General features: G+C 60.0%; 10 protein-coding genes and 1 pseudogene. 5 read left to right on the top strand and 6 right to left on the bottom strand.

What is annotated here, in order from left to right; genetic code table 11:
- Positions 1-16 precede the first annotated feature (16 nt).
- Complete coding sequence (gene guaD, locus DU29_RS0108740) at positions 17-1,321, top strand: guanine deaminase (protein ID WP_028621398.1); 1,305 nt, start codon at positions 17-19, stop codon at positions 1,319-1,321.
- Positions 1,322-1,384: 63 nt separating this feature from the next.
- Here guaD and DU29_RS1000000133200 read toward each other — a convergent pair.
- Positions 1,385-1,462, bottom strand: a pseudogene (locus DU29_RS1000000133200) (outer membrane lipoprotein carrier protein LolA); the annotation flags it as partial.
- 32 nt (positions 1,463-1,494) lie between these two features.
- Positions 1,495-2,259 carry a GntR family transcriptional regulator gene (locus DU29_RS0108735; protein ID WP_028621397.1) on the bottom strand — a complete coding sequence of 255 codons (765 nt, stop codon included), beginning with the start codon at positions 2,257-2,259 and terminating at the stop codon, positions 1,495-1,497.
- Between the two features lie 333 nt (positions 2,260-2,592).
- On the opposite strand from DU29_RS0108735, the gene DU29_RS0108730 reads away from it, so the two are divergent.
- Entirely contained in the window at positions 2,593-3,783 is a 1,191-nt protein-coding gene (locus DU29_RS0108730; protein ID WP_028621396.1) for a benzoate/H(+) symporter BenE family transporter, read from the top strand.
- Between the two features lie 146 nt (positions 3,784-3,929).
- On the opposite strand, the gene DU29_RS0108725 is transcribed toward DU29_RS0108730, so the two are convergent.
- On the bottom strand, positions 3,930-4,274 hold the full coding sequence (locus DU29_RS0108725; RefSeq protein ID WP_028621395.1) for a YggL family protein: 345 nt from the start codon (positions 4,272-4,274) through the stop codon (positions 3,930-3,932).
- Between the two features lie 234 nt (positions 4,275-4,508).
- On the opposite strand from DU29_RS0108725, the gene dacB reads away from it, so the two are divergent.
- Positions 4,509-5,969, top strand: a complete 1,461-nt coding sequence (gene dacB / locus DU29_RS0108720) for a D-alanyl-D-alanine carboxypeptidase/D-alanyl-D-alanine endopeptidase (RefSeq protein WP_028621394.1) — start codon at positions 4,509-4,511, stop codon at positions 5,967-5,969.
- Between the two features lie 124 nt (positions 5,970-6,093).
- Here the strand turns inward: dacB and DU29_RS0108715 are convergent, their stop codons facing one another.
- Together DU29_RS0108715 and rlmKL are read right to left on the bottom strand one after the other, a co-directional pair.
- On the bottom strand, positions 6,094-8,478 hold the full coding sequence (locus DU29_RS0108715) for a sensor domain-containing diguanylate cyclase (protein ID WP_028621393.1): 2,385 nt from the start codon (positions 8,476-8,478) through the stop codon (positions 6,094-6,096).
- A gap of 136 nt (positions 8,479-8,614) precedes the next feature.
- Positions 8,615-10,885 (bottom strand): bifunctional 23S rRNA (guanine(2069)-N(7))-methyltransferase RlmK/23S rRNA (guanine(2445)-N(2))-methyltransferase RlmL, encoded by a 2,271-nt coding sequence (gene rlmKL / locus DU29_RS0108710; protein ID WP_028621392.1) that lies wholly within the window; start codon positions 10,883-10,885, stop codon positions 8,615-8,617.
- Between the two features lie 529 nt (positions 10,886-11,414).
- Here rlmKL and rmf point away from each other — a divergent pair.
- Positions 11,415-11,630, top strand: a complete 216-nt coding sequence (gene rmf, locus DU29_RS1000000131275; RefSeq protein WP_003223300.1) for a ribosome modulation factor — start codon at positions 11,415-11,417, stop codon at positions 11,628-11,630.
- A gap of 283 nt (positions 11,631-11,913) precedes the next feature.
- Here the strand turns inward: rmf and DU29_RS0108705 are convergent, their stop codons facing one another.
- A complete protein-coding gene (locus DU29_RS0108705; protein ID WP_028621391.1) occupies positions 11,914-12,933 on the bottom strand; it encodes a quinone-dependent dihydroorotate dehydrogenase in 1,020 nt (339 codons plus the stop codon).
- A 228-nt stretch (positions 12,934-13,161) separates the two neighbouring features.
- Here DU29_RS0108705 and DU29_RS0108700 point away from each other — a divergent pair, with 228 nt between their 5' ends.
- The gene (locus DU29_RS0108700; protein ID WP_028621390.1) at positions 13,162-14,373 is read left to right on the top strand and encodes a CmpA/NrtA family ABC transporter substrate-binding protein; all 1,212 of its coding nucleotides are present in this window, start codon (positions 13,162-13,164) and stop codon (positions 14,371-14,373) included.
- The last annotated feature ends 2 nt before the right edge of the window (positions 14,374-14,375 follow it).

Below are 14,375 nucleotides of genomic sequence, written 5' to 3'. Positions count from 1 at the left end.
CGAATTGAGAACGACAATGCCTTTGACTCGCAAAGCTTATCGCGCCGCCATTCTGCACAGCATCGCCGACCCCGCCGAAGTCGGTATCGAGGCGTCTTATGAATATTTCGAAGACGGCTTGCTGGTGGTCGACAACGGTCAGATCAGTGCCGTCGGCCACGCCAGCGAGCTGCTGCCGACGCTGCCGGCGGATATCGAGATCACGCACTATCAAGACGCCCTGATTACTCCCGGCTTCATCGATACGCACATCCACTTCCCGCAAACCGGCATGGTCGGCTCGTATGGCGAACAGCTGCTGGACTGGCTCAACACTTACACCTTCCCGTGCGAAAGTCAGTTCGCCGACAAGGCCCATGCCGATGAAGTCGCGGACATTTTCGTCAAGGAACTGCTGCGCAACGGCACCACCACCGCACTGGTGTTTGGCAGTGTTCATCCGCAATCAGTGAACTCGTTCTTCGAAGTCGCCGAGCAGCTGGACCTGCGAATGATCGCCGGCAAAGTGATGATGGATCGCAATGCGCCGGACTATCTGGTCGACACCGCGGAATCGAGCTACGTCGACAGCAAGGCGCTGATCGAGCGCTGGCACGGCAAGGGTCGCCTGCACTACGCGGTCACTCCACGCTTTGCACCGACCAGCACCCCGGAACAATTGACCCTCGCCGGTCAGTTGCTCGGCGAATACCCGGATCTGTACATGCAGACCCACATCAGTGAAAACCTCAAGGAAGTCGAGTGGGTCAAGGAGCTGTTCCCGGAGCGTAAGGGTTATCTCGACGTTTACGATCACTTCCAGCTGCTGGGTGAACGCTCGGTATTCGCCCACGGCGTGCACCTGTGCGACGACGAATGCGCGCGGCTGGCGGAAACCGGTTCGGCGATCGCCTTCTGCCCGACCTCCAACCTGTTCCTCGGCAGCGGCCTGTTCAATCTGCCGATGGCCGAGAAGCATAAAGTCAACGTGGGCCTGGGCACCGACGTCGGCGGCGGCACCAGTTTCTCGCTGCTGCAGACCCTGAACGAAGCATACAAAGTGATGCAGTTGCAGGGCGCGCGGTTGAGCCCGTTCAAGTCGCTGTACCTGGCAACGCTCGGTGGCGCGCGGGCACTGCGTCTGGAAGACAAGATCGGCACGCTGCAGCCGGGCACCGATGCCGACTTTGTGGTGCTGGATTACAACGCGACCCCGTTGCTGAGCTATCGCCTGAAACAGTCCACCAACATTGCCGAAACGTTGTTCGTGTTGATGACGCTGGGCGATGACCGGACGGTGCTGCAGACGTATGCGGCCGGGAATCAGGTGCATCAGCGGTAAGATTTCTTCGGGCAAAAAAAATCCCCCGCGATCGTCAGATACCGGGGGATTTTTTTGATCCTCTGTGGGAGCGAGCCTGCTCGCGATACACCTGAGGGCGCCACGGGGTGTCAGGCTTCTCGCGTAATCGTTAACGACCATCGCGAGCAGGCTCGCTCCTACAGGGGGCGGTGTTAGATTTTGGCGCTCGAACGCCCAGGCTTTTTGGTCTGCAACAAATGCGAGAACACCGCATGTAAATCATCCGACGCGCTTTCTTCGTCGAGGTTGAGTTTGCTGTCGATGTGGTTCATGTGATGCATCATCAGATCGACCGCCAGCGTAGCGTTGCGCGCTTCGATCGCGTCGATCAACTGGGTGTGCTCGTCATAGGAACAGTGCGAGCGATTGCCGCTTTCGTACTGGGCGATGATCAGGGACGTTTGCGACACCAGGCTGCGCTGAAAACTGATCAGCGGGGCATTCCTTGCCGCTTCGGCCAGCTTCAGATGGAATTCACCGGAGAGACGGATACCCGCGCCACGATCACCACGGGAGAAGCTGTCGCGCTCGTCGTTGACCATCTGCCGCAATTCGGCGATCTGCTCGGCCGTGGCATGCTGCACGGCCAGTTCAGTGATGGCCCGCTCCACCAGACGCCGTGCCAGAAACACCTGACGAGCCTCTTCGACGCTCGGGCTGGCAACCACGGCGCCGCGGTTCGGACGCAGCAGTACGACGCCTTCATGGGCCAGACGCGAGAGTGCGCGGCGAATGATAGTGCGACTGACCCCGAAAATTTCCCCCAACGCTTCTTCGCTCAACTTTGTGCCGGGCGCCAGGCGCTGTTCGAGGATGGCCTCGAAGATATGCGCATAGACAATATCGTCCTGGGTGCCGCTGCGGCCGGCTTTGCCTGCCCGCGGTTGTTTCTTGAGGGGTTGCAACTGTTCGTTCATGGGCACTCGAGTCGGGAGAACTGCGGCGAATAGACCGTGACTGTAATACGGCACAGTGGGTCGCTGGCAAGTATCGCGTAAAAAACACGCCGATTGTACACAATGAATGGTGGCAACACGACTGTACGGCTGTTTGCGGCTTCGGCTGTATTGCGACGGGTCATCACATTTGAGTTTAGGCTTAACCACAGAATCCGCCGCTTTGCGCAGGGACTGTGGGAGCAAGGCTTGCCCGCGATGGCGATTTCGCAGACGCCTTCGCGGGCAAGCCTTGCTCCCACAAGATTGTCGATCGAGTCACCCTCTTTATCAAAACAAGGAAACACCGCCGTCATGAACGACGCTACGCGCACACAGCTTCGTCCTCTCGCCGACACTTCACCGTCAGCCATCGTCGCCGGCTTTATCGCGATGATGACCGGCTACACCAGTTCTCTGGTGTTGATGTTTCAGGCCGGCCAGGCGGCGGGGCTGAGCAGCGGGCAGATTTCTTCGTGGATCTGGGCGATTTCGATTGGCATGGCGGTGTGTTCGATCGGCCTGTCGCTGCGCTATCGCACGCCGATCACCATTGCCTGGTCGACGCCCGGCGCGGCGCTGCTGATCACCAGCCTGGGCGGCGTCAGTTATGGCGAAGCGATTGGCGCCTACATCACCTGCGCGGTACTGGTAACAATTTGCGGCCTGACCGGCAGCTTCGAGCGGCTGGTGAAAAAGATTCCCGCATCGCTGGCGGCCGCGTTGCTGGCAGGGATTCTGTTCAAGATCGGCAGTGAGATCTTCGTCGCCGCGCAGCATCGCACGGCGCTGGTGCTGGGCATGTTTTTCACTTACCTGCTGATCAAGCGGTTGTCGCCCCGCTACGCCGTGCTCGCTGCGCTGCTGATCGGCACCGCGCTGTCGGGATTCATGGGTCTGCTGGATTTCAGCAACTTCCATCTGGAACTGGCGACGCCGGTCTGGACCACGCCGCACTTCTCCCTGGCCGCAACGATCAGCATCGGCATCCCGCTGTTTGTGGTCGCGATGACCTCGCAGAACATGCCGGGCGTCGCCGTTCTGCGCGCGGATGGTTACAACGTGCCAGCCTCACCGCTGATCACCACCACCGGTATCGCCTCTTTGCTGTTGGCGCCATTCGGTTCCCACGGGATCAACCTGGCGGCGATCAGCGCGGCCATCTGCACGGGGCCGCATGCCCATGAAGATCGCAATAAACGCTACACGGCGGCGGTCTGGTGCGGGATTTTCTACGGCATCGCCGGGGTGTTCGGTGCGACGCTGGCAGCCTTGTTCGCCGCGTTGCCGAAAGAACTGGTGCTGTCGATCGCGGCGCTGGCCTTGTTCGGCTCGATCATCAATGGCTTGAGCATTGCCATGACCGAAGCGAAGGAACGGGAAGCGGCGTTGATCACCTTTATGGTCACGGCGTCAGGGCTGACGCTGTTCTCCATCGGTTCGGCGTTCTGGGGGATTGTCGCGGGGGTGTTGACGCTGGTGATTCTGAATTGGCGCAAGGTCTGAAAAGATCGCAGCCTCGTTGCACTCGACAGCTCCTACAGGGTAAGCGTATTCCAACTGTAGGAGCTGTCGAGTGCAACGAGGCTGCGATCTGTTGATCTTCAGGCATAAAAAAACGGCGACCCTAGGTCGCCGTTCTTTTCACAACATCAAGCTCCCGGATTGATCGGCTTTTCCGGGTACCAGACGTCGATCAGCGGGCTGACCGTCGCTTCGGTCAGTTCGCTGCGGCCTTTGAGCCAGGCTTCAACAGCAGCACGCTGCTCTTCGGACACCGAGCCGCGCTTCTGCAGGCAAACCAGACCGAAGTCGTCGCCGCCGACATAACCCAGACCGTTGGCTTCCATGGCTTCTTTCAGGAACGCGTCGAGGAAAGCATCAATGGCTTCATCAGCCAAATCTTCTTTGAAATCCAGGTTCAGCTCGAAACCCAGCTCTTGAAATTCATCGACGCACAGTTTTTTGCGCAGACGCTGGGAACGGTTAGTCGCCATTGGAACAATCCTCATAAGTAATAACGGGCGGCACTTTAGCAGTTTAAGCGGCCAATTGCCCGACTCTCTGGGTGGCGCTGGCGACCGTCGGTAAAAAAATAGCGGATTAGAAGACCGGGGCACGGCACAAGCCGACACACCTTGGGGCATAATGCCGACACTTTCATGACCACTGAGGGAATTTTTCAGCATGCCCTCGTCTTTTTCCCCCTCGGCTGTAGGGTTTTATTTCACATGATCAAATCTTTGCGTCCACTGTTACTGGCCGGTTTTCTTCTCCCGCTGGCCTTCACCGTTTCCGCCGCCCCTATCAATACCGGTCTGACGCCCAACATCGAAAAGGCGCTCAAGGCCAGCAAACTGCAAACCAACGCCCTGTCGCTAGTGATGATCCCGCTCAACGGCCCTGGCACGCCGACCATCTTCAACGCTGACGTTTCGGTCAATCCGGCCTCGACCATGAAACTGGTGACCACGTACGCCGCGCTGGAAATGCTCGGCCCGAACCATCAGTGGAAAACCGAGTTCTACACCGATGGCACCCTCAGCGGCGGCATCCTCAACGGCAACCTGTACCTCAAGGGTGGCGGTGATCCGAAGCTGAACATGGAAAAACTCTGGCTGCTGATGCGCGATCTGCGTGCCAACGGCGTAACGCAAATCACCGGCGATCTGGTGCTCGACCGCAACTTCTTCGTGCAACCGCAACTGCCGGACTTCAATGACGACGGCAATAACGACAACAAACCGTTCCTGGTCAAACCCGATTCGTTGCTGGTCAACCTCAAGGCACTGCGCTTTGTCGCGCGAAATGACAACGGCCGGGTGCTGATTTCAGTCGAGCCGCCGATCGCCACCGTTCGCATCGAAAACCAGGTCAAGGCCGTCAATTCCAAGCAGTGCACCGGTGGCGTGCGTTACAACCCGGTCAACCAGCCCGACGGCAGCGTCACCGTGACCGTCGGCGGTCAGCTGGGCGATGGCTGCAGCTCACAGACTTACCTGTCGCTGCTTGATCACGCGACCTACACCGCCGGCGCCGTGCGCGCCATCTGGAAAGAACTGGGCGGCAGCATTCAGGGGCGTGATCGACTGGCGACGGTGCCAAGCGGTGCCAAAGTACTCGCGCGAGCTTATTCGCCGGACCTGGCGGAAATCATTCGCGACATCAACAAATACAGCAACAACACCATGGCGCAGCAGTTGTTCCTGAGCCTCGGCCAGCGCTTCCGCACCGACGCGGATGGCGACGATGCCAAGGCAGCGCAGCGCGTAGTGCGTCAGTGGCTGGCGAAGAAAGGCATCACCGCACCCCATTTGGTGATGGAAAACGGCTCCGGCCTGTCCCGCGCCGAGCGTGTGAGCGCGCGTGAAATGGCTGGCATGCTGCAGGCAGCATGGAAGAGTCCTTATTCGGCCGAATTCATCAGCTCGATGCCGATTGCCGGCACCGACGGCACCATGCGCAAGCGTCTGAAACGTACGGCGATGGCCGGCGAAGCTCACGTCAAGACCGGCACCTTGAACACTGTACGGGCGATTGCCGGTTACAGCCGCGACATCAATGGCAATACCTGGGCGGTCGTGGCCATCCTCAACGACAAAGCCCCGTTTGGTGCTTCGTCGGTACTGGATCAGGTCCTGCTCGACCTGTATCGCCAGCCGAAATTGCCGGAAACCGCTTCGGTGCTGTAACGAACACCGATCCCAAAAGGTAGGAGCAAGCTTGCTCGCGATGACGCCGCCACATTCAGCCAATGTGTGACTGACAAATCGCAATCGCGAGCAAGCTTGCTCAGGACCTGCGCATAGGCTGGTTTCATTGCACCTCACCCTCAACCCGATCCCGACCTGCCTGTTTCGCCGCATAAACCCCCGAATCCGCGCGCAGCAGCAAGGCGTCGGCGCCTTCTCCGAGGCGCCAGCTGGCGATCCCGAAACTCGCGGTGACGATCCCGACATCGTCGATGGGTGTGCTGCGCAAGCCTTGCCACAACTCCAGTGCCAATATGCGGGCATGCTCGCCGTCGATGTCCGGGCAGAGCACCATGAACTCTTCGCCGCCCAGACGACAGAACACATCAGTGCGACGCAGGCGATGGCCGATCCGGGCGCAAACGGTCTGCAGCACTTTGTCGCCCACCGCATGGCCGTGTAGATCGTTGATGCGCTTGAAGTGGTCGATGTCGAGCATGATCACCGAGAGCTGACCACCGCCCCGCTCGACCCGGGCCATTTCCGTAGTCAGGCGCTCTTGAAAGTAGCGGCGGTTGTGAATGCCGGTCAGCGAATCAGTGATCGACAGTGCCCGCAACTCCTCTTCCACTCGCTTCAAATCGGAAATGTCCGAAATATAACCGTGCCAGAGTACGCCGCCACCGGGCAGCTCTTCGGGCGTCGCCTCGCCGCGAACCCAGCGCACGCCGCGCTGCGGCAGCTGCACGCGGTATTCCTCGCGCCACGGGCTGAGCGTTTCCGCCGAACCGCGAATCGAGGCGCGAACCCGGGTGGAGTCTTGAGGATGGATGCGGGTGAAAATCGCTTCGGCGTTGAGCAGCAGCACGTCGGGCTCCAGCTCGTAGATCTCGCGGATGCCGTCGCTGGCGTAGATCACACTGAATCGCCCGTCGAACTCCATTTTGAATTGATAGATCCCGCCAGGAACATGTGCGCTGAGCTTCTTCAGCAACGAGTCCCGGGCCGCCAGCGCTTCGTGTACACGCTTGCGTTCGGTGATGTCGATGCAGATGGCCAGGTGGCCGACCCACAAACCTTGCTCGTCGAGCAGCGGCGTCGCCAGCATGTTGACCGTCAAGTGGCTGCCGTCGTGGCGCAACAGCGTCCATTCCCGCGCTTCATGGCCGCCCTCCTCGCCGCCCTCGACCAGCATCGCCTGGCAGGTCGGAACCGGCTTGCCGTAGCGCGCGCTCAGCTCGGCCGAGCGTGCCGTCAGTTCGCGAGGAAAGTGCAGGCTTTCCAGGGTCATGTGCCCGACCACCTCCGCACTCGTGTAACCGAGCATCTGTTCCGCGCCGGCATTGAACGTGCTGATCACACCGCGTAGATCAGTGGCAATGATTGCCACTTGGGTCGCTGCATCCAGCACCCCGCGCAGTTGCCCGTGAGTGCCGCGCAACTCCTGCTCGCGGGCGTGCAGTTCCTCGGTGCGCAGGGCAACCAGTTTCAGCGCGCGCTGACGCTGACTCACCAACACGTAGAGCAACGCACTCAGCATCAGACTGAGCAAACCACCCAGCACCACTACGCTGGTCACCGACGAATGATTGGCTTTTAAAAATGCCTCGCTGGGCTGGATGTCCACCTGGTAATCATGATCGGCAAGGCGCAGCAGCCGGGTCGCCGCCAGATCACTGGGCGCCGCACGGTTCGCGGATTCATAGAGAACTTCGTGCTGATCATCGGTGGACAGGTCCAGAATGCGCACGGCGAGGTAATCGCGCGTGGCTTCAGGCAACCCATCCGCAAGCAACTGACGCATGCTGATCACGGCCATCACATAACCGTAAGGTTTGCTTTCGCCGGCATTGATGACCGGCGCCACCAGCAGCACGCCGCGAGCATTAGCGGGTTCGATGCTGACCAGATGCATCGGCTGCGACACCGCCATCTGCCCATGCTGGTCGGCCCGTTCCAGCGTGGCACGGCGCAAAGGTTGCGCGAGCAGGTCGTAGCCCAGCGGCGCACCGAGTTTGCTTTGAGTTCGGCTGAACAGCACCGGGACATACTCATCGCGGTCTCCGGCCAGTTGCAGTTGGCCGTTGGCGTCCAGCTCGCGAATGCTGAAGCCGGGCAAGCCTCCCTCGCGCATACGCCGCTCCAGCACGGGCCGCTCGGCCTTACTGACGCGCAATGCAAAGGAATACGCCTGAGTGCGGCGCAGCAGCGGCTGGGTATAGCCGTCGAATTCGTCGCGGTCGACGTTAACGGAATTGATGAAAAATCGGCGCAGGCCATCGAGGCGCTGCTGCTGATCATCAAAACGTTCTTCGATACGGCTGTAACGCTCATTGGCGAGCAGTTGGAAACGTTGCCGTAATTGTTGGTGAAACAAATTCAGCGTCGACCAGGCCAGCAATCCGGTGAAAAACCCGCCGATCAGCAATACCAGCAGCGCGACCCGCAGGGCCGAAACATCTTCACTGATAAAACCCAGAATCTTCGGGCGCACGGCGTGCAACGACATAGAGGCAACTCATAACGCCAGGTGCCGGAAAAGCCCATTGGCCATGATTGAGTTATAGCTATTAGCCACTAATTTGACCAGCACAGAAATGAACTGCAGGAGCGTCCACTGGCCGCTCCTGCAGTTCATTGTGGTGTTAACGTGCCATTATTTTCCAGGCCCGATGGATCTTGCCGTTACGGGCGAAATCCGGATCGATGGTCTTGGCCGTGATTTCTTCCACGGCGTAGCGTTCGGTCAGGTTCGGCTCAAGCTCAAACTTACGGAAGTTGTTGGAGAAATACAGCACACCACCCGGCGCCAGACGCGCCATGGCCAGGTCGATCAATTGCACCTGATCGCGCTGCACGTCGAAAATCCCTTCCATGCGCTTGGAGTTGGAGAACGTCGGCGGATCGATGAAGATCAGGTCGAACTCATCACGGCAGGCGTCCAGCCAGACCATCACATCGCCCTGCTCCAGACGGTTCTTGTCAGAGAAACCGTTCAGCGACAGGTTGCGTCGCGCCCAGTCCAGATAGGTCTTCGACAGGTCGACACTGGTGGTGCTGCGCGCGCCACCTTTGGCGGCATGCACGCTGGCGGTCGCGGTGTAGCTATACAGATTGAGGAAGCGCTTGCCCTCTGCTTCCTTCTGAATCCGCAAGCGCATTGGCCGGTGATCGAGGAACAGGCCGGTGTCGAGGTAATCGGTGAGGTTGACCAGCAGCTTGACGCCACCTTCGTTGACCTCGACAAATTTGCCCTGGGCGGCCTGTCTCTCGTATTGCTTGGTGCCACTTTGACGTTCGCGGCGCTTGACCACCACGCGGCTCTTGTCGACGTTCAACGCTTGCGGAATCGCAGCCAAGGCATCGAACATGCGCGCCGAGGCTTTTTCCGGATCAATGGATTTTGGCGCAGCGTATTCCTGCACGTGGACCCAATCGTGGTACAGGTCGATGGCCATCGAGTATTCAGGCATGTCGGCATCGTAGATGCGATAGCAATCGATGCCTTCACGCTTGACCCACTTGCCCAGCGCCTTGAGATTTTTCTGCAAACGGTTGGCAAACATTTGCCCGCCTTCGCTCAAGCGCGGTTGCTCGATCACCACCGGGGCCGGTTTGATCGGGTTGCCGTTCTTGTTGTATTTCTCGTATTTGCCCGGCGCCACGTCGTTGTCGGCGACTTCGACTTCGGCCTGCTCTCGCTCGACCTGACGCTGTTCCGGGGTGCGACGCTCACCGGTGACAAACTGATCCGGCGTAACCTTGATCAGCAGCAGTTTGCACGGCAGCGCGCCGTTCCAGAACGAATACTGTTTGTGACTGCGGATGCCCATGCGCTTGCCCAGGTCCGGCGCGCCGGTGAAAACGGCGGCTTCCCAGTTAAGGCAGGCCTGACGCAGACGTTCGCCCAGGTTCTGGTAGAGGTAAAGCAAACTCGCTTCATCGCCCAGACGCTCGCCGTACGGCGGGTTGCAGATGACCAGGCCTTTCTGGTTCTGGTCCGGACGCGGCTCAAAGGTGCCGACTTCGCCTTGGTAGATCTTGATCCACTCGCTCAGGCCGGCACGTTCGACGTTGTTGCGGCCCGGTTGAATCAGGCGCGGATCAGCTTCGTAGCCACGAATCCACAGCGGTGGTCTGGCCAGACCGGCAGCGGCACGCTCGGTGGCTTCTTCGTGAAGCTTTTTCCACAGTGCCGGGACGTGGCCCAGCCAGGCGGTAAAGCCCCACTGCTCGCGACGCAGGTTCGGCGCCATGTCGGCGGCGATCATCGCCGCTTCGACCAGGAACGTGCCGACACCGCACATCGGGTCAGCCAGCGCGCCACCGTCGGCGGCAATGCGCGGCCAGCCCGAGCGAATCAGAATCGCGGCCGCGAGGTTTTCCTTCAACGGCGCAGCGCCCTGCTGCAGACGATATCCGCGCTGGTGCAGGCTGTGGCCGGAAAGGTCGAGAGACAAAATGGCTTCGCCACGGTCCAGACGCAGGTGAATGCGCAGGTCCGGGTTGAGTTTGTCGATGGAAGGACGATCGCCTTGCGGCGTACGCAGTTTGTCGACGATCGCGTCTTTGACCTTCAAGGCGCCAAAGTGCGTGTTGTCGATGCCCGAGCCGTGCCCGCTGAACTCAACGGCCAGGGTGCCGTCGTTGAGCATGTGGTCTTGCCATTCGATGTCGAGCACGCCGTGGTACAGGTCCTCGGCGTCCTTCATCGGGAAACGCTTGAGCACCAGCAGCACCCGGTTTGCCAGACGCGACCACAGGCACAGACGATAGGCAGTTTCCATGGTGGCCATGCCGCGCACGGCAGAGGTGTGCTCGCGCGCTTCTTCAAGGCCAAGCCCGACGGCTTCCTCAATGAGCAGGCCTTCAAGGCCTTTTGGGCAAGTGAGGAAGAGTTCGAAACGATCGGACATGGTGATTCCAGAGCCTTTGGCTAGTGGACCGGCAACGCATTGCCGGCCCGGTTTTCAATCAGGCGCTTTTCTTGAAGAGCGCCCGCGTGGCACGAAGGTGTGCCGTCCCACCCGTGCTGCTCGGGTCAAATGAGCTTAGATGCACAGGCAGATAAAAAGCGTGATGCAACAAAATCTAATAAAGCGACCCTTCGTCGAATAATACTCGCAGCAACACGAGCGATTCTCGTTAAAGGTTTGAACCTGTCATTTACCGTGGGGGCCGATCATACCGGGGTTTGGCCAATAAACCTGCACCGAACATCATGTTACTTATGGCCATAGCACCTTAATGGTTACGTGCTTATGACAAAACGATCATTCCATCTGTGTGACTCATTGGTTAGAACTCAACACAGGTTGACGTCGCAACGGCGTCAACACCTTGGCTCGCGACGCCGGCAGCGAGCCCCAACGGCAGAGATTTTCTGCCAGACCTCAATTCGAGGTCAACGCGATAAATACAGTCAACAAGTGAGGGCAACACCCTATGAGAAGACTTAAGCGTGATCCGTTGGAAAGAGCATTTTTGCGCGGATATCAATATGGCGTTGGTGGCAAATCCCGTGAGCTTTGCCCATTTACTCTACCGTCGGTACGTCAAGCCTGGATTAACGGCTGGCGAGAAGGACGCGGCGACAACTGGGACGGTATGACCGGCACTGCGGGAATCCACAGACTCAACGAACTTCACGCCGTCGGCTGACACAGGGCTTAACACTCCGACACGACAATCTGATTACGTAACGACTTACCACGCACGCCCCATCCGGGCGGCGGGCTTCGGCCCAAGGGCTCCTTCGAGGAGCCCTTTTTTATGCTTTGGAAACGCGGTCACATGTAGCAGCTGTCGAGCACCGCGAGGCTGCGTCCGGCGGCGACGCCGCCGTGAAACCAGCCAATGCGATCAATCTGATGAACCGTGGGTGCAGAACTTACGACTACTTCGCAGCCGGACGCAGCCTCGCAAGCTCGGCAGCTGCTACAGATCAGCGCAGTGCCGCTATCGCATCCACGGACTCACGAATCAACGCCGGGCCTTTGTAGATGAAACCGGAATAAATCTGCACCAGGCTCGCACCCGCGGCGATTTTCTCGGCGGCGTGCCTGCCTTCGGTAATGCCGCCCACGGCAATGATCGGCAAGCGCCCGGCCAACTCCGACGCCAACACCTTAACGGTGTGCGTGCTCTTCTCGCGCACCGGCGCACCGGAAAGGCCGCCCGCCTCATCACCGTGCTCCATGCCTTCGACGCCGACGCGACTCAGGGTGGTGTTGGTCGCGATCACCGCGTCCATTCCGGTTTCGATCAGCGCCTGCGCGACCTGCGCAGTTTCCTCGTCGATCATGTCCGGGGCGATCTTGATGGCCAACGGCACATGTCTGCCGTGACGCAAGGCCAGTTCCGCGCGGCGGGTAGCAAGGTCGGCCAGCAGTTGCTTGAGCGAATCGCCGAACTGCAGGCTGCGCAGCCCCGGCGTATTTGGCGAGCTGACGTTGACCGTGACGTAACTGGCGTGGGCGTAAACCTTGTCCAGGCAGATCAGGTAATCATCGACAGCACGTTCGACCGGCGTATCGAAATTCTTGCCGATGTTGATGCCCAGCACACCTTTGTATTTTGCAGCTGCCACCCGCGCCAGCAAGTGATCGACGCCAAGGTTGTTGAAGCCCATGCGGTTGATGATCGCCTCGGCTTCCGGCAGACGGAAAATCCGTGGTTTCGGATTACCCGGCTGCGCACGCGGAGTGATGGTGCCGATTTCGACAAAACCGAAACCCAGTTGCGCGAAACCGTCGATGGCCGCGCCGTTCTTGTCCAGACCGGCCGCCAGCCCCACCGGGTTCGGAAAATCCAGGCCCATGACGGTCACCGGCATTTTCGCTGGCGCCTTGCTGAGCATGCCGTTGAGGCCCAAACGCCCGCCCGCGCCAATCAAGTCCAGGGACAGATCGTGGGAGGTTTCCGGGGAAAGTTTGAACAACAGCTGACGGGCCAGGGAGTACATGGGCGGCGTGGTCTCGAGTGCGGCGAAATGAGGCGGCGATTATAGCCGGGCATCACCGTCGTGCGCGAGGCACGCAGCTAAATCCACCGGCACTGGCATATGCCTTGCACCAGTCACTGCATCAGCACTCATGCCAACGACGGGATGAGTCGAAAGACAATGGCGTCGTCACAAGGCTCGGTTCTCGCGGGAGCCTGGGACGGCGTTTTTTTTGGAAGGTGTTTGCTCATGAAACAAACCACAGCCGGCCCGTTGGCCTGGGTCAACGGCAGCGACGCCCCGGAAAAGACCGAAATCAACCTCGGCTTCATGGCCCTCAGCGACTGCGCCTCGCTGGTGGTCGCAGCCACCCAGGGCTTCGCTCAGCCCTATGGGCTGAGCTTGAATCTCAAGCGTCAGTCGTCCTGGGCCAACCTGCGCGACAAACTGGTCAGTGGCGAACTCGACGCCGCGCACAGCCTGTACGGTTTGATCTACGCGGTGCACCTAGGCATCGGCGGCGTGGCCTGCACTGATATGGCCGTGTTGATGGGCCTGAACCAGAACGGCCAGAGCATCAATCTGTCCCATGGCTTGCAAGCGCTGGGCGTGACCGGTCCTGAAGCACTGGAACGACACGTGCACCAAACTCGCCCAAAACTGACCTTCGCCCAGACCTTCCCGACCGGCACCCACGCCATGTGGCTGTATTACTGGCTCGCGAGCCAGGGCATTCATCCACTGCACGATGTCACCAGCGTGGTGGTGCCGCCGCCGCAAATGGTCGCGCACCTGCAGGCCGGGCGCATCGATGGCTTTTGCGTTGGCGAGCCCTGGTCTGCCAGCGCAGTACAACACAACCTCGGGTTCACCATGGCGACCACGCAGACCCTCTGGCCGGATCATCCAGAGAAGGTGCTGGGATGCACCCGCGCCTTTGTCGAGCAATACCCCAACACCGCGCGCGCGCTGGTGATGGCGATTCTCGAAGCGAGCCGCTTTATCGAACAAAGCACCGAGAATCGTCGCAGCACTGCGCAGTTGCTGAGCGCGCCGGAGTTCCTCGACGCACCGCTCGACTGCATCGAACCACGCCTGCTCGGCGATTATGACGACGGTCTCGGCAATCGCTGGCAGGACCCCCACGCGCTGCGCTTCCACGGTAATGGCGAGGTCAATCTGCCTTATCTGTCGGACGGCATGTGGTTCATGACCCAGTTCCGCCGCTGGGGATTGTTGCGCGACGATCCGGACTACCTCGCGGTGGCCCGGCACGTGCAGCAACTGGACCTGTACCGGGAGGCCGCCACCGCTGTCGGGGTTGCTGCCAACGTGGCGGACATGCGCAGCAGCCAGTTGATCGACGGCAAAATCTGGGACGGCTCCGACCCCGTCGCGTATGCCCAGAGCTTCAAGCTGCACGCCCTGAGCGACAGCTCCGCCCTTCTCGCCCGCCGCTGACA

The sequence above is a fragment of the Pseudomonas sp. Ant30-3 genome, from assembly GCF_000690905.1.
Taxonomy (GTDB): domain Bacteria; phylum Pseudomonadota; class Gammaproteobacteria; order Pseudomonadales; family Pseudomonadaceae; genus Aquipseudomonas.
This window is presented reverse-complemented; position numbering and strand designations above follow the sequence as displayed.